General features: G+C 59.3%; 12 protein-coding genes. 3 read left to right on the top strand and 9 right to left on the bottom strand.

Annotated features, from left to right (window positions below):
- Positions 1–2 precede the first annotated feature (2 nt).
- Both betB and betI read right to left on the bottom strand, forming a co-directional pair.
- The gene (gene betB / locus CKW26_RS22710) at positions 3–1,475 is read right to left on the bottom strand and encodes a betaine-aldehyde dehydrogenase (protein WP_077574839.1); all 1,473 of its coding nucleotides are present in this window, start codon (positions 1,473–1,475) and stop codon (positions 3–5) included.
- Positions 1,476–1,563: 88 nt separating this feature from the next.
- Complete coding sequence (betI, locus tag CKW26_RS22715; protein ID WP_008085771.1) at positions 1,564–2,157, bottom strand: transcriptional regulator BetI; 594 nt, start codon at positions 2,155–2,157, stop codon at positions 1,564–1,566.
- Positions 2,158–2,586: 429 nt separating this feature from the next.
- On the opposite strand from betI, the gene betT reads away from it, so the two are divergent.
- A complete protein-coding gene (gene betT / locus CKW26_RS22720; RefSeq protein ID WP_095050249.1) occupies positions 2,587–4,584 on the top strand; it encodes a choline BCCT transporter BetT in 1,998 nt (665 codons plus the stop codon).
- Positions 4,585–4,770: 186 nt separating this feature from the next.
- On the opposite strand, the gene choV is transcribed toward betT, so the two are convergent.
- The 3 genes from choV to CKW26_RS22735 all read right to left on the bottom strand — a co-directional run bounded on the left by choV (position 4,771) and on the right by CKW26_RS22735 (position 7,802).
- The gene (choV, locus tag CKW26_RS22725) at positions 4,771–5,949 is read right to left on the bottom strand and encodes a choline ABC transporter ATP-binding protein (protein ID WP_016772804.1); all 1,179 of its coding nucleotides are present in this window, start codon (positions 5,947–5,949) and stop codon (positions 4,771–4,773) included.
- Positions 5,946–6,791, bottom strand: a complete 846-nt coding sequence (choW, locus tag CKW26_RS22730) for a choline ABC transporter permease subunit (RefSeq protein WP_016983941.1) — start codon at positions 6,789–6,791, stop codon at positions 5,946–5,948. Before choW ends, choV begins: the two co-directional genes overlap by 4 nt.
- 66 nt (positions 6,792–6,857) lie before the next feature.
- Positions 6,858–7,802 carry a choline ABC transporter substrate-binding protein gene (locus CKW26_RS22735; protein ID WP_007918300.1) on the bottom strand — a complete coding sequence of 315 codons (945 nt, stop codon included), beginning with the start codon at positions 7,800–7,802 and terminating at the stop codon, positions 6,858–6,860.
- 436 nt (positions 7,803–8,238) lie between these two features.
- Here CKW26_RS22735 and CKW26_RS22740 point away from each other — a divergent pair, with 436 nt between their 5' ends.
- Together CKW26_RS22740 and CKW26_RS22745 are read left to right on the top strand one after the other, a co-directional pair.
- Positions 8,239–9,615, top strand: coding sequence for an L-serine ammonia-lyase (locus tag CKW26_RS22740; RefSeq protein ID WP_034153599.1), 1,377 nt, complete (start codon positions 8,239–8,241; stop codon positions 9,613–9,615).
- A 514-nt stretch (positions 9,616–10,129) separates the two neighbouring features.
- Positions 10,130–11,233, top strand: a complete 1,104-nt coding sequence (locus tag CKW26_RS22745) for a GlxA family transcriptional regulator (protein WP_007949927.1) — start codon at positions 10,130–10,132, stop codon at positions 11,231–11,233.
- Between the two features lie 125 nt (positions 11,234–11,358).
- Here the strand turns inward: CKW26_RS22745 and CKW26_RS22750 are convergent, their stop codons facing one another.
- The 4 genes from CKW26_RS22750 to CKW26_RS22765 all read right to left on the bottom strand — a co-directional run bounded on the left by CKW26_RS22750 (position 11,359) and on the right by CKW26_RS22765 (position 14,875).
- Positions 11,359–11,622, bottom strand: coding sequence for a hypothetical protein (locus CKW26_RS22750; protein WP_095050250.1), 264 nt, complete (start codon positions 11,620–11,622; stop codon positions 11,359–11,361).
- 396 nt (positions 11,623–12,018) lie between these two features.
- Positions 12,019–13,182, bottom strand: a complete 1,164-nt coding sequence (locus CKW26_RS22755; RefSeq protein ID WP_095050251.1) for a gamma-butyrobetaine dioxygenase — start codon at positions 13,180–13,182, stop codon at positions 12,019–12,021.
- A 23-nt stretch (positions 13,183–13,205) separates the two neighbouring features.
- Positions 13,206–13,682, bottom strand: a complete 477-nt coding sequence (locus CKW26_RS22760; protein WP_095050252.1) for a thioesterase family protein — start codon at positions 13,680–13,682, stop codon at positions 13,206–13,208.
- Positions 13,683–13,909: 227 nt separating this feature from the next.
- Positions 13,910–14,875, bottom strand: coding sequence for an L-carnitine dehydrogenase (locus tag CKW26_RS22765; RefSeq protein WP_095050253.1), 966 nt, complete (start codon positions 14,873–14,875; stop codon positions 13,910–13,912).
- Positions 14,876–14,969 lie beyond the last annotated feature (94 nt).

Below are 14,969 nucleotides of genomic sequence, written 5' to 3' on the forward strand. Positions count from 1 at the left end.
GGTTAGAACACCGAAACGTAATCGCCCAGCTCGACCTGTACCGATTTGATGCGGGTGAAGTTGTTCAGCGAGCTGATGCCGTTTTCACGACCAACACCCGACTGCTTGTAACCGCCGACCGGCATTTTTGCGTCGGACTCGCCCCAGGCGTTGATCCAGCAGATACCGGCTTCCAGTTGATGAATCACGCGGTGTGCGCGGTTCAGGTCTTTGGTGACGATACCGGCGGCCAAACCGAAGTCGGTGTCGTTGGCGCGGCGGATCACTTCTTCTTCGGTCTCGTAGGAGAGGATCGCCATCACTGGGCCAAAGATTTCTTCACGAACGATGGTCATGTCGTCGGTGCAATCGGTGAACACGGTAGGTGCCACGAACGCGCCTTTGGCGAATTCGCCGTCGGTCAGACGGTCGCCGCCGCACAGCACGCGGGCGCCTTGTTCTTTACCTTTGGCGATGTAGCCCAGCACGCTTTCCATGTGCGCGAAGCTGACCAGTGGGCCGAAGTTGGTGTTTTCGTCTTCCGGGTTGCCGACGCGGATGCGTGCAACGCGCTCAACGATCTTGGCTTCGAAAGCGGCTTTCAGGTGCGCCGGAACGAACACGCGAGTGCCGTTGGTGCAGACCTGACCGGAGCTGTAGAAGTTGGCCATCATCGCGGTGTCGGCAGCGCGATCGAGATCGGCGTCGTCGCAGATGATCAGCGGGGATTTGCCGCCCAGTTCCATGGTTACGTCTTTCAGCGACGAAGCCGAAGCGCTGGCCATAACCTTCTTGCCGGTGTCGGTGCCGCCGGTGAAGGAGATTTTTTCGATGCGCGGGTGCTCGGTCAGCCAGGTGCCGACTTCACGGCCGCTGCCGGTCAGGACGTTGAACACACCGTTTGGAACGCCGGCTTCGGTGTAGATCTCGGCCAGTTTCAGGGTGGTCAGCGAGGTCACTTCGCTTGGCTTGAAGATCATCGCGTTACCAGCGGCCAGCGCTGGAGCGGATTTCCACAGGGCGATCTGGATCGGGTAGTTCCACGCGCCGATACCGGCGACAACGCCCAGCGGCTCGCGACGGGTGTAGACGAAAGAAGTGTCGCGCAGCGGGATCTGCTCGCCTTCGATCGCTGGCACCAGGCCTGCATAGTATTCCAGCACATCAGCGCCGGTAACGATGTCGACGTACTTGGTTTCGGAGAAGGATTTGCCGGTGTCCAGGGTTTCCAGCGCGGCCAGTTCATCGTTGCGCTCGCGCAGGATGTCGACGGCACGACGCAGAATGCGCGAACGCTCCATGGCGGTCATCGCAGCCCAGATTTTCTGGCCCTTTTCAGCGCTGACCACGGCGCGCTCGACGTCTTCCTTGGTCGCACGTTGCACCAGTGCGAGGACTTCACCGTTAGCCGGGTTGATGGCTTCGAAGGTGGCATCGCTGCCGGCGTCGGAGTACGCGCCATCGATGTAAAGTTTTTGCAGTTCGAAACGGGCCATAGTGTCCTCGCAAGTGCATTGGTGGTTGGCGTTGACCACCGCGGTGAGGCTGCGGTGGCGTTCAGGGGCCGAGCGTTTTCTGTGTGCTCTAGCTCACCTTCTTGGCCAATTGGAAATCCATGTATTCGTAAGCGATCTGTTGCGCCTGCGCGGTATCGAAAGCGTCTCCCGACAGCGCGCCGCGCAACCACAAGCCGTCAATCAACGCTGCCAGCCCCCGCGCTGCGCTGCGCGCATCTTCGAGCGGCAGCACACGGCGGAACTGGCAGCACAGGTTGGAATACAGACGGTGATCGTTGATCCGCTGCAACCTGTGCAAAGACGGCTGGTGCATGCTGGTGGCCCAAAAGGCCAGCCAGGTTTTCATTGCCGGGCCATTGACCTGGCTGGCGTCGAAGTTGCCTTCGATGATCACCTGCAGATGCGCCCGTGGGCTGTCATCTGCCAGCGCCTGCCGGCGCGCGGTGACGCTCTCGCTGAGGGCGGTCATCAGATACCGCATCGTGGCGGCAATCAGGCCGTTCTTGTCCTGAAAGTAATGACTGATGATGCCATTCGAGACACCGGCCAAACGGGCGATCAGCGCAATGCTGGCGTCCCCCATTCCGACCTGATCGACCGCCTGCAAAGTGGCTTCGATCAGTTGTTGGCGGCGGATGGGTTGCATACCGACCTTGGGCATCTTGCACATCTCCTTAGGCCTTCCGAGCGGCGAATCACGCCTATCGGATTAGCGGCCAGTCTATTTTGTTTTGATTGAACGTTCAATCAACAAAGAATAAGATCTGCGACAAATCGTCGCTGCCTACAGATTTTTCCTACGTGTAAGTGGCGATAAAACCGACATCCGAAAAAGCTCGAAACCTGCGTGGGGCATGGCGCGGTTCGCGATTCGATGGACGTGTTGAAAGGGCAAGACGCTCACGGCCAGGTTTCGGATGAACGTCCGTCCACCTTCGGCCACGAAAGCGATTCGCAGCGCCATTTCGGCAGGTTCGGGCATTTTTCGGGGTGTCTTTATATCACCCGCCGGTCGGCTGCCAACTAACCGATTGGTCGGGTTCCGTGTTGCCTTGTGTTCTTCTCTCGCACTGCCTGGAGCATTTGTGCCATGAGTTCTGCCTCGCTTATAAAGACCCCGCCCGAGAAGGTGACGGTCAACGGTTGGGTGTTCTACACCTCTACCGCGCTGATTCTGTTGTTGACCGCCATTCTGATTATCGCCCCGCAAGAGGCCGGCAGACTGTTGGGTATCGCTCAGGCCTGGTTGTCGCGCAGCTTCGGCTGGTACTACATGGTGGTCATCGCCGCCTACCTGGTGTTTGTGGTGGGCCTGGCATTTTCCTCGTACGGCAAACTCAAACTGGGCAGCAAGGACGACACCCCGGATTTCAGTTACGGAGCCTGGGCGGGGATGCTGTTCTCGTCGGGTATCGGTATTTCGCTGCTGTACTTCGGCGCATCCGAGCCATTGGATCACTACTTCAATCCGCCGGAAGGCGCATCGGCTACCAACATGGCCGCGCGTCAGGCGGTGCAACTGACCTTCCTGCACTGGGGCCTGCACGGCTGGGCGATCTACGCACTGGTCGGTCTGGCCGTGGCGTACTTTGCTTACCGGCATAACCAGCCGCTGGCCCTGCGTTCGGCGCTGTATCCGCTGGTGGGCGAGCGTTGGGTCAAGGGCGCGGCCGGTCACGCGGTGGACGGCTTCGGCATGTTCGTGACCCTGCTGGGTCTGGTGACCAACCTGGGGATTGGTTCGCTGCAAGTGTCCTCGGGCCTGGAAAACCTGTTCGGCATGGAACACAGCAACACTAACCTGTTGATCGTGATCATCGTGATGAGCACCGTGGCGACCATCGCTGCCGTGTCCGGCGTGGAAAACGGCATCCGTCGTCTGTCCAACCTGAACATCGTGCTGTTCAGCGGACTGCTGATTTTCGTGCTGTTGTTTGGCCCGACTTTGCACCTGCTCAACGGCTTCGTGCAGAACATCGGCGACTACCTCAATGGCATCGTGCTGAAAACCTTCGACCTTTATGTGTACGAAGGCGACAACGCCAAGTCCGAGCGCTGGATGGGCCTGTGGACCCTGTTCTACTGGGCGTGGTGGATTTCCTGGGCGCCATTCGTAGGCATGTTCATCGCGCGTATTTCCCGTGGTCGTACCGTGCGTGAACTGGTCGCCGGCGTGCTGCTGATTCCGCTGGGCTTCACCTTGGCCTGGCTGTCGATCTTCGGTAACTCGGCGCTGGATCTGGTGATGAACCAGGGGGCTGTGGAGCTTGGCAAGACGGCACTGGAACAGCCGTCGATGGCGATTTATCAGTTGCTTGAACACTACCCGGCGTCGAAAGTCGTTATCGGTGTGTCGATTTTTGTTGGCTTCGTACTGTTCCTGACCCCAGCTGATTCCGGCGCGGTGATGATGGCGAATCTGTCCTGCAAGGGCGGCAACGTCGATGAAGATGCGCCGCACTGGCTGCGGATCTTCTGGTCGGTGGTGATCACCCTGGTGACCATTGGTCTGCTGTTTGCCGGTAACTTCGAAGCCATGCAAACCATGGTGGTGCTGGCGGGTCTGCCGTTCTCGGTGGTGCTGGTGTTCTTCATGTTCGGCCTGCACAAGGCCATGCGTCAGGACGTGCAGATCGAACAGGAGCAGGCGCAGCTGGCGGAGCGCGGTCGTCGTGGTTTCAGCGAGCGTCTGACGCAACTGGACCTGCAACCGAGCCAATCGGTGGTGCAGCGTTTCATGGATAAGCAGGTCAGCCCGGCGCTGGAAGATGCCACCGCGCAGATGCGTGCGCAGGGTCTGGAAGTGCAGACGCTGCTGGGTAAATCCAAGCGCTGCATGGGCGTGCGCGTCGAGATGGAAGAGGGCAACCCTTTCGTTTACGAAGTGAGCCTGGATGGCTATCTGGCGACCCCGACCGAATCGGCGCAGTCCGATGAAGCGCGTCAGCGTTACTACCGCGCTGAAGTGTATCTGCACAACGGCAGCCAGGATTACGACCTGATGGGCTTCACGCAGGATCAGATCACACGCGATGTGCTCGATCAGTTTGAAAGCCATCGGCAGCTCCTTGGCCGGGTGTACAGCTAAACCGCTAAAACAAAAGGGGCTCGATTGAGCCCCTTTTGCATGATCGTTCCCCCGCTCTGCGTGGGAATGTCTCAATGGACGCTCCGCGTCCGCTGTTGTGGGACGCGGAGCGTCCCGGGCTGCATTACCACGCGGAGCGTGGGAACGATCAGGGATCGCTCACCGCGATCCCTTTTTTTATCCCCCTTAACCGAGGTTCTTGCCCAGCAACGCGTGATACAACTCGCTGTCGCCCAGGATCCCCACCACATGATTGTTATCGTGCAACACCAGCTTGTTGCCGGTCTGATAACGAATCTGCAACGCATCGCGCATGCCGATGTTCGAATCCACCAGCGTCGGCTTGCGCTCCAGTCCTTCCACCGCTTGCCCCGGTGCCCAGTTCTGCAGGTTCAGCACCGAACCATTCTGCCGCGCACCTTTGATGGTGTTGCCTTCGGCCAGGTCCAGCCACGAATCGCCGCCCGGATCGAGACACACCGAACCGTTGATGCGTTTGCACTTGTCCAGCGTGCGCATCAGGCTGCGGCCGCAGAGCACGTTGAGCGGATTGGTGTGTGCGACGAAGGTGCGCACATAGTCGTCCGCCGGGTTCAGCACGATCTCTTCCGGCACGCTGTACTGGATGATCCGGCCGTCTTTCATGATCGCGATGCGGCTACCCAATTTGAGCGCCTCGTCGAGGTCGTGGCTCACGAACACGATGGTCTTGCTCAGCTTGCGTTGCAGTTCCAGCAGTTCATCCTGCAGACCCTGACGGATCAGCGGGTCGAGGGCCGAGAACGGTTCGTCCATCAATAGAATGTCGGCGTCCATCGCCAGCGCTCGTGCCAGACCGACACGCTGCTGCATGCCGCCGGAGAGTTCATCAGGCTTCTTGTTGCGCCATTGGGTCAGGCCGACCAGTTCGAGTTTTTCATCGACGAGTTTCTTGCGTTCCTTCTCCGGTCGACCCTGCATTTCCAGACCGAAACTGATGTTCTCGCGCACCGTCAGCCACGGCATCAGGGCGAACTTCTGGAACACCATGGCGATGCGTTTGGTGCGCATCATTTTCAGCTCGGCCGGGGTGCAGGAGGCGATGTCGATCTGACGGTTTTCATGCTCGACGAACAGCTTGCCGCGGCTCACGGTGTTGAGGCCGTTGATGCAGCGCAGCAGGCTCGACTTGCCCGAGCCGGACAAGCCCATCAGCACGCAGATCTCGCCTTTGTTGATGTCCAGCGTGGCTTTTTCCACGCCGACAATCTGTCCGGTCTTTTTCAGGATTTCGTTGCGGGTCATGCCCTGATCCAGCAGCTTGAGTGCCTCGCGTGGATCTTTGGAAAAGATTACGTCGACGTCTTCGAAGCGAATTATGCTCATGCGTCACCCCCTACTTTGGCGTCGGGTTGTTTGCAGATACGGTCGAGCATGATCGCCAGCAGTACGATCGCCAGGCCCGCTTCGAAGCCCAGGGCGATATCAGCAGTGTTCAGTGCGTTGACCACCGGTTTGCCGAGTCCGTCGGCGCCTACCAGTGCCGCGATCACCACCATCGACAACGACAGCATGATGCACTGGGTGATGCCGGCCGCGATGCTCGGCATGGCGTGAGGCAGTTCGATCCGTGAGAGCAGTTGGCGACGCGAGCAGCCGAAGGCCTTGCCGGCGTCCATCAGTTCTTGCGGGACATCGCGGATGCCCAGATAGGTCAGGCGGATCGGCGCAGCGATGGCGAACACCACCGTGGAGATCAGGCCCGGGACCACACCCAGCCCGAAGAGGGTCAGGGTAGGAATGAGGTAAACGAAGGTCGGTACGGTCTGCATCAGATCGAGTACCGGACGCATGACAGTGTAGAACATCGGTTTGTGTGCGGCGACGATGCCCAGCGGCACGCCGATGACCACGCAGACCAGGGTCGCGAACATGACCTGGGCGAGGGTTTCCATGGTTTCCTGCCAGTACCCCAGATTGAGGATCAGCAGGAAGGAGGCGATCACGAAAGCGGTCAATCCCCATTTGCGCTGGATCAGGTGCGCGAGCAGGGCGATCAGGCCAATCAAGACCAGTGGGTTGAACCAGGTCAGCGCGAACGTCACGCCGTGGATCATCGTTTCCAGTGTCACGGCGATTGCGTCGAAGGTGTTGGCGCCGTGTTGCGTCAACCATTCAACGAAGCCCGCGATGTACTGGCCTAAAGGTATTTTCTGATCAATCAGCATGGTAGTGAACGTCCGCATGCAAGGAAATAAACAGCCCGGGTGGGCGAGCCCACCCGGCATAAGCGATTACTGAAGCTTGGCTTTAACGGCCTCCAGGCCAGGTTTACCGTCAATGGTGGTTACGCCAGCGAGCCAGGTATCGAGCACTTGTGGATTCTTTTTCAGCCAGGCCTTGGCGGCCGCGTCAGGCTTCATCTTGTCGTCGAGGATGTTGCCCATCAGTTCGCTTTCCATGTCGACGGTGAACTCCAGGTTCTTCAGCAACTGACCGACGTTGCTGCATTCCTCGGCATAACCCTTGCGGGTATTGGTCGCCACGGTCGCAGCACCGAAATCGGGGCCGAAGAAATCATCGCCACCGGTCAGGTATTGAATCTTGAAGCGCTTGTTCATCGGGTGCGGCGCCCAGCCGAGGAATACCACGGCGGTGTCGCGTTTTTGCGCGCGATCCACCTGCGAGAGCATGCCCGCTTCCGACGATTCGACGACTTTGAAACCGGCGGTTTTCAGGCCGAAGGCGTCCTTGTCGATCATGCTCTGGATCAGACGGTTGCCGTCGTTGCCAGGCTCGATGCCGTAGATCTTGCCGTCGAGTTCTTTCTTGAATTTGGCGATGTCGGCGAAGTCATGCAGACCTTTGTCATACAGGGCTTGCGGCACGGCGAGGGTGTACTTGGCGCCCTTGAGGTTGGTGCGCACGGTTTCCACGGTGCCGGCGTCGCGGTAAGCCTTGATGTCGTTTTCCATGGTCGGCATCCAGTTGCCGAGGAACACGTCCATGTTCTTGCCGTCGGCCAGCGACTTGTAGGTCACGGGCACGGAGATCATGGTGGTCTTGGTCTTGTAGCCGAGGGCGTTGAGCACAACAGAGGTGGTAGCGGTGGTAGCGGTGATGTCGGTCCAGCCGACATCGGAGAAGTTAACGGTACTGCACTGTGCCGGTTCTGCAGCTTGCGCCAGTAACGGCAGACTCAGCATGGCGGCCAACAACAACGACGGGGAACCTTTCATGGATGGACTCCTTGGTGTTTTTTTTGGCAGTGTTCCGACTGTGGACCACCGCACTTATAGGTTGCGGTTGGATGGCGTTCTGGAGACAGCTCTACCACGGCGCCTTGCAATCGAGTCATAACGATCATGTACCAGTGAAAATCTGACGCCTACAGGGGGGGTCGTATCCAGTACAGGGATGGTCGCATCCAGTGTCAGTGACGTCGTTTACAGCTTTTTTCAGCCCCGAATGGCCATCTGAACCGCACAAAAACGGCGAAAAACCGGGGCGAAAACGGCGCGGCGCTGGTGGACATGAGTGCGTCGGTGTCAGACGCCGTGCGCTCCGACAAAAGCCTGATGATGCGGGCATTCCGGCGGATCGCAGCTTGAGCGTAGCAGCTCCGCCAGCGGGCGCTTCACGCCCCGGACCGGCATCCTCAGGAGCTCTGCAGCAATGGCTATCAGCGTTTTCGACCTGTTCAAAATCGGCATCGGCCCTTCCAGTTCCCACACCGTCGGGCCCATGCGCGCCGCGGCGTTGTTCGTCGAGTCGCTACGGGACAAGCACCAGTTGGAACAGGTGCGCCGTATAGAAGTGCAATTGTTCGGATCGCTGTCGGCCACGGGCATTGGTCACGGCAGCGACAACGCGGTGATCATGGGTTTGATGGGCGAGTGGCCGGACGCAATCGACCCGTCGCAGATCGGCCCGCGCATACAGGCCCTGCGTGAAACTCACACACTGTTATTGGATGGTCGTTTGTCGGTGCCGTTTGTCTGGGCACGGGACATGCGCCTGATCGACGAGAACCTGCCATTCCACCCCAATGCCATGACTATCGTTGCCGAGGGTGATCACGGCGAACTGCATCGCGACACCTACTATTCGGTGGGCGGCGGTTTTGTCGTGGATCAAGCGCAGGCGTCCAGCGGCGTGGTCGATCTGGATCGCACTGAGTTGCCCTACGACTTTTCCAGTGCGGTTGAACTGTTGGAGTTGTGCAAGAAAAACAACCTGCGCGTCGCCGAATTGATGATGGCCAACGAAAAGGTCTGGCGCAGTGAAGAAGAGATCCGCGCCGGGCTGATGAAGTTGTGGCGGGCGATGCAGGATTGCGTCGAGCAGGGCCTGAAACACGAAGGCATCTTGCCCGGCGGACTGAATGTGCGTCGGCGCGCGGCAAAGCTGCATCGCAGCCTGCAGGAACTGGGCAAGCCCAATGTGATCGGTTCAACGTTGAGCGCGATGGAGTGGGTCAACCTGTTCGCTCTGGCGGTTAATGAAGAAAACGCGGCGGGCGGGCGCATGGTCACGGCGCCGACCAATGGCGCCGCAGGGATCATTCCGGCGGTATTGCACTACTTTATGAAGTTCAGTGAAGCGGTGACTGACGCCAACGTGGTCGATTACTTCCTCGGTGCAGCGGCGGTGGGGATTCTGTGCAAAAAGAATGCTTCGATCTCGGGCGCCGAAGTGGGTTGCCAGGGCGAAGTCGGTTCGGCGTGTGCGATGGCGGCGGCGGGGCTGGCGGAGATTCTTGGTGCCACGCCGGAGCAGTTGTGCAACGCAGCGGAGATTGGTCTTGAACACAACCTCGGGCTGACCTGCGATCCGGTCGGTGGTCTGGTGCAAGTGCCGTGCATCGAGCGTAATGCGATTGCCGCGGTCAAGGCGATCAACGCGGCGCAGATGGCACTGCGTGGCGATGGTCAGCACTTTATCTCGCTGGATCGGGTGATCCGCACCATGCGTGATACCGGCGCTGATATGCATGACAAATATAAAGAGACATCGCGTGGTGGGTTGGCGGTCAGCGCTGTGGAGTGCTGAGACCGAGTCGCCTCAATCGCGAGCAGGCTCACTCCTACATTTGGAACGCGTTCCCCTGTAGGAGTGAGCCTGCTCGCGATAGCGCCAGACCAGTCAAAACTGCTCACCAAGTGAACACAGACAATAAATCACGCCACCTTTTAGCGCGTCGCAATCAGATAAGAGTCTTTCCCACCTGTTACACGCGCTCAGCTCTCCTACCGTCCGTCACCCGTGCTTGCGGTGACACTGTCCGACAATCGCGCGCAGGCCAGTTCCCACAAGTGCTACCGATTTGCTCACACCCCTGGGGGCAGGGCGTTCAGCAACGCTGATGGCACTTCGAAACACCTTTCGTCGGACGGCTCGTATAGACACGTCGCGACGTCGTTTTCAGGAGTTATTGAACAGCCATTCAATTTTAGGCATGGCATTTGCTCTGTCATAACAAAGCCCGTCTCCCACGCGAGAACGCTGGCAATAACAAGAGCCTCCGCCTGAGGCCATCACCCGCTTTGTGTGAGGAGATACCGCGATGACGTCGTTCAACTCCGGGGCCCAACCCCAGAACCGTGCGCCTCAATCCATCGGCTTTCTGCTGCTGGACAATTTCACGCTGATTTCTCTGGCGTCCGCAGTAGAACCCCTGCGCATGGCCAACCAATTGTCCGGTCGCGAGCTGTATCGCTGGAGTACCCTCACTGTCGATGGCGGCCAGGTGTGGGCCAGTGACGGTCTGCAAATCACTCCCGACGCTTCCATGCACAAAGCCCCGCCACTGGACACTGTGATTGTCTGCGGCGGCATCGGCATTCAACGCACCGTTACCCGTGAACACGTTTCCTGGCTGCAAAGCCAGGCGCGTCAGTCCAAGCGCCTCGGCGCCGTGTGCACCGGCAGTTGGGCTTTGGCCTGCGCCGGGTTGCTCGATGGTTTCGATTGCAGCGTGCACTGGGAATGTCTGGCGGCGATGCAGGAAGCCTTCCCGCGCGTGGCCATGAGCACCCGTTTGTTCACCCTCGACCGTAACCGTTTCACCAGCTCCGGCGGTACCGCGCCGCTGGACATGATGCTGCACCTGATCAGCCGCGATCACGGCCGTGAACTGTCCGCCGCGATCTCGGAGATGTTCGTCTACGAACGAATCCGCAACGAACAGGATCACCAGCGTGTGCCGCTCAAGCACATGCTCGGCACCAACCAGCCGAAGCTGCAGGAAATCGTCGCGCTGATGGAAGCCAATCTGGAAGAGCCTATCGACCTCGATGAACTGGCGGTGTACGTCGCCGTGTCGCGTCGACAGTTGGAGCGCCTGTTCCAGAAATACCTGCACTGCTCGCCGTCGCGTTACTACTTGAAGCTGCGCCTGATCCGCGCCCGGCAGTTGCTCAAGCAAACGCCGATGTCGATCATCGAAGTGGCGTCCGTGTGTGGTTTCGTCTCGACGCCGCACTTCTCCAAGTGCTATCGCGAATACTTCGGCATTCCGCCGCGTGACGAGCGTGTGGGTTCCAACACCACTCAACAAGTGGCGATGTTGCCACTGCCGCAGGCCATCGTGATGTCGCCGCTGTCGGGGCCGATGTCGGCGTTGAGTCAGGCTCGGAATGAGTCGACGTTTGCCAGCGTAAGGCTCTGATGAGGGTCGTTCCCACGCTCTGCGTGGGAACGCAGCCCGGGACGCTCTGCGTCCCAAAAGGCCGAACGCGGAGCGTCCGTTGAGGCATTCCCACGCAGAGCGTGGGAACGATCAGGTGAGCAACGTCAGGCGCTATGGCTTTGCTGATAGTCCGCCAATGCCGGCAGTAATTGTTTGTCGATCGCCTGGCGCACCGCCGGCTGGATACTGGCGCCGCTGGTGTACATGTCCTTGACCATTTTGCGCAGTTCAAACGCGCGAACATTATCCAGACCGCGCACCGCGCACTCGCAAGCCTTATCGGCAGTAGTGCCACTGGGCACTTGAATACCCAACGCCTTGAGCTGGCCCAACAAATCTTCCTGATCGATCAAATCGGCATACATCATGACGCGCATCCTTCTTCGGTAACGGAGGTCGTGGCTCGATTCTGGTAGCCACGTCGGGGCACGGCAAGGGCGTTTTGTCGCAGTGGCTGCGACGGCTATGAACAGGTCGTTTTCGGCTAACTCGCCGCTCAAGGGAGTGGGCACACTGAACTCAGCTTGCAACACGAAGGTTTGGTCACCCTCGCTTGGCAGCTCCTCAACAGTAGCTTGAGCCCCGATCCAGTCACGGCTGGTATCGGGGCTTTTTTTGTCTGTGAATCAGTTAGAAATTTGTTGTTCCTGCCGACGTCATCGCTGGCAAGCCAGCTCCCACAAGTTTTGAGTCTGGTCGCATATTTGTGAAACGCCGCCGAACCCTGTGGGAGCGGGCTTGCCCGCGATGAACGATGACGCGGTCTATCTTTGCAACACGAGGATCCGCGACAACAACTCATCCCGGTCGATATAGCAGCCCTGAAAATGCCGCGCCCCGGTCGCCGGATCGAAGGCATTACGCGCGTGCAACGTACGGCGATTATCGAAGCACCACAGCTCACCGGAATTAAGCCGCTGCATCAGCCGAAACCGTGGCTCGCGTGTCATCGCGATAAAGCGTCGATAAGCCCGATACAACCGTGGCATCTGCTCTACCGACGTATCGAACGCTCCGCGCAGAAAGTTTGCCATGCGAATTTCCGCCACACGTCCCAAGGCGTCCAAAGCAATGATCGGCGCCAGGCAGCGATAGTCGCTATGGCGATCCTTGTTGCGAAACTCCACGGGGATTTCACACAGCGCCTGAAACGCCTCCGGGTCTTCACTGCGCAACGCATCGGCAATCGCAAAACCATCGACAAAAATGCTCTCGCCACCCTCGGCGTCATTCACCAGACAATGCAGAAACTGCAGCCCCGGTTGCAGCTCGCGGGTCGGTAGATCGGTGTGCAACGGCAGGTTGAAAGCGGTGTAGGCATTGCTGTCGGCATCGGCTTTGGATTGCACGTTGAACAGCACACCGAAGTTGCTCTCGCGAATGAAGGAAATGCGTTGCGCGATGAGCTTCAGTGAACCGGGCTCGGTAGGCACGCCGCGCACTTGCGTCAGGCCGATGTCGCGTACGGCAAGCAGCCATTGCAGCAGGGCGGCGTTGTCGTTCATCAGTGCCGCGTATTCGAACACCGGCAGCTGCGAGTCGCTGCGCCACAGATAAGGCTTGGGTTTGCCAGCCAGACGTTCGGCGCGGGAATCATCGTCGTAGGCATGAGCGCGCAGCCAGCCGGGATCGAAACGGCTGAGGTGACCGTCCTGCCAGTCGATGCGCAGGCAGCCGTCGGTATCGATATGGGCGGCGGCAGGCTTGAGGTCTTCAGCGGCATCGACAATCTCGAACACCTGCTCGCGGGTAACGTTGTAGACGCACTGCGGGCACGGGCAGTTATCCCGCAACCAGACGTGGTGAAACGGGCTGATGCGACCGTCAGCCCATGCGATGGCAACGCGATCCGCCAGGGTCTGCACGCCACCGAGCGCGCTGATCAACGGATAAGTACGGAAATCGGCAACAGCGGCAGCGGTGTTCATGGCGGCTCCTTGTGATCGATGGATTACCTGGCGGGTGGCAGTGCGATAACGCGGCCGATGTAAGCGGGAGCGGGCAAGTCTTTCTGCTCGGCGACGATGCTTTGCAGGCGGCTCAGGGTGTCCGCGCTGAACGTTGCCGAACGCGGGCCGGCGAGGTCGACGTGCAAGAGCATTTGTTCGTTGCCGGCCAGTTCCTGCTCGTCACCGACCTTGTGCAGGCTGTGATAGAGGTGCAGGCGTTTGCTGTCGTGGGCGATGATTTGCGTGCGTACTTCCACCTCGGTATCGAGTTTCACTTCGTGCAGATAATTGAGGTGCAGTTCGAGGGTGAACAGCGAGTTGCCACTGGCTTCGCGGTTGTTGCTGTCCATGCCGAGGCGGTCCATCAGGGTGTCGGTGGCGTAGCTGAAAATCAGCAGGTAGAAGGCGTCGCGCAGGTGGCCGTTGTAGTCGACCCAGTCGGGGATGATTGTGGTTTGGTAGGTGGTGAGAGTGGGCATGATTGGGTTCCGGCAGTGGGCGGGTCGTTAGGATCAAGAGCTACCCCCTCACCCCAGCCCTCTCCCCCAAGGGGGCGAGGGGGAAAGGGAGCCGATCTTTATGCTATTCAAAACTTGAGTTCGGCTCGGTGGTGCAAGTCGGCGTAACTCGAACAATCAACACGGTCAGTCCCCTCTACCTCCGGGAGAGGGCTAGGGTGAGGGACTGCAATGTCACGGCAGACATATCACTCGCTGAACGCCATCCCATGCTTTTCCTTTGTGGTCTTCACCGCCTCAAGCACCGCCAGCAAGCAATCATCACGATAGCGCTCCAGCGCCGAAATGCTGTGACGACCAAGCTGATCACTGGTGCCATCAACCACATCATCAATCAACTTGTCAGTCAGTTCCGGCGCTGGCAGATACGTCCACGGCAACTGCAACGCCGGGCCGAATTGCGACATGAAGTGGCGCATGCCGGCATCACCCCCGGCCAAGGTATAAGTCAGGAACGTACCCATGAACGACCAGCGCAGGCCGGCGCCAAAGCGAATCGCATCATCGATCTCGCCAGTGGTCGCGACACCATCGTTGACCAGGTGCAGCGCCTCACGCCACAGCGCTTCGAGCAAGCGGTCGGCGATGAAACCGGGCACTTCTTTGCGCACGTGCAGCGGACGCATGCCGAGGGATTCGTAGACTTTCATCGCTGCCTGAACGGCCTCGGGCGCGGTGTTCTTGCCACCCACGACTTCGACCAGCGGCAGCAGATAAACCGGGTTGAACGGGTGGCCGACCACGCAACGTTCGGGGTGCGTTGAGCTCTCGTAGAACTCACTTGGCAGCAGGCCCGAGGTACTCGAACCGATCAACGCATTAGGCTTGGCCGCGGCGCTGATTTTGCTGTGCAGCTCGAGTTTCAGTTCCAGGCGTTCCGGGGCGCTTTCCTGAATGAAGTCGGCATCGCGTACGCATTCTTCGATGGTCGCGACAAAGCGCAGACGATCCTGCGACGCGCCCGGCGCCAGACCGTTTTTCTCCAGTGCGCCCCAGGCATTGGCTACGCGTTTACGCAGCGCCGCTTCGGCGCCCGGTGCCGGGTCCCAGGCCACCACATCGAGGCCATGGGCGAGGGCGCGCGCGACCCAGCCACTGCCGATGACACCGCTGCCCAGCGCGGCGAAGGTTTTGATTTCGGTGATAAAGCTCATAGGAATTTTCCCGTGGAAGGTAATCCCTGTAGGAGCTGCCGAAGGCTGCGATCTTTTGATCTTGATCTTGATCTTGAGAAACAAAATCAAAAGA

Source organism: Pseudomonas sp. Irchel s3h9 (assembly GCF_900187475.1).
Classification (GTDB): domain Bacteria; phylum Pseudomonadota; class Gammaproteobacteria; order Pseudomonadales; family Pseudomonadaceae; genus Aquipseudomonas; species Aquipseudomonas neuropathica.

What these genes read in the sequence shown, in the direction of transcription:
- CKW26_RS22760 (WP_095050252.1), bottom strand. Translation starts at nt 13,682, where the DNA reads ATGCCCACTCTCACCACCTACCAAACCACAATCATCCCCGACTGGGTC.
- choW (WP_016983941.1), bottom strand. Translation starts at nt 6,791, where the DNA reads ATGCTGATTGATCAGAAAATACCTTTAGGCCAGTACATCGCGGGCTTC.
- CKW26_RS22750 (WP_095050250.1), bottom strand. Translation starts at nt 11,622, where the DNA reads ATGATGTATGCCGATTTGATCGATCAGGAAGATTTGTTGGGCCAGCTC.
- betB (WP_077574839.1), bottom strand. Translation starts at nt 1,475, where the DNA reads ATGGCCCGTTTCGAACTGCAAAAACTTTACATCGATGGCGCGTACTCC.
- CKW26_RS22755 (WP_095050251.1), bottom strand. Translation starts at nt 13,182, where the DNA reads ATGAACACCGCTGCCGCTGTTGCCGATTTCCGTACTTATCCGTTGATC.
- CKW26_RS22740 (WP_034153599.1), top strand. Translation starts at nt 8,239, where the DNA reads ATGGCTATCAGCGTTTTCGACCTGTTCAAAATCGGCATCGGCCCTTCC.
- choV (WP_016772804.1), bottom strand. Translation starts at nt 5,949, where the DNA reads ATGAGCATAATTCGCTTCGAAGACGTCGACGTAATCTTTTCCAAAGAT.
- CKW26_RS22765 (WP_095050253.1), bottom strand. Translation starts at nt 14,875, where the DNA reads ATGAGCTTTATCACCGAAATCAAAACCTTCGCCGCGCTGGGCAGCGGT.
- CKW26_RS22745 (WP_007949927.1), top strand. Translation starts at nt 10,130, where the DNA reads ATGACGTCGTTCAACTCCGGGGCCCAACCCCAGAACCGTGCGCCTCAA.
- betI (WP_008085771.1), bottom strand. Translation starts at nt 2,157, where the DNA reads ATGCCCAAGGTCGGTATGCAACCCATCCGCCGCCAACAACTGATCGAA.
- betT (WP_095050249.1), top strand. Translation starts at nt 2,587, where the DNA reads ATGAGTTCTGCCTCGCTTATAAAGACCCCGCCCGAGAAGGTGACGGTC.
- CKW26_RS22735 (WP_007918300.1), bottom strand. Translation starts at nt 7,802, where the DNA reads ATGAAAGGTTCCCCGTCGTTGTTGTTGGCCGCCATGCTGAGTCTGCCG.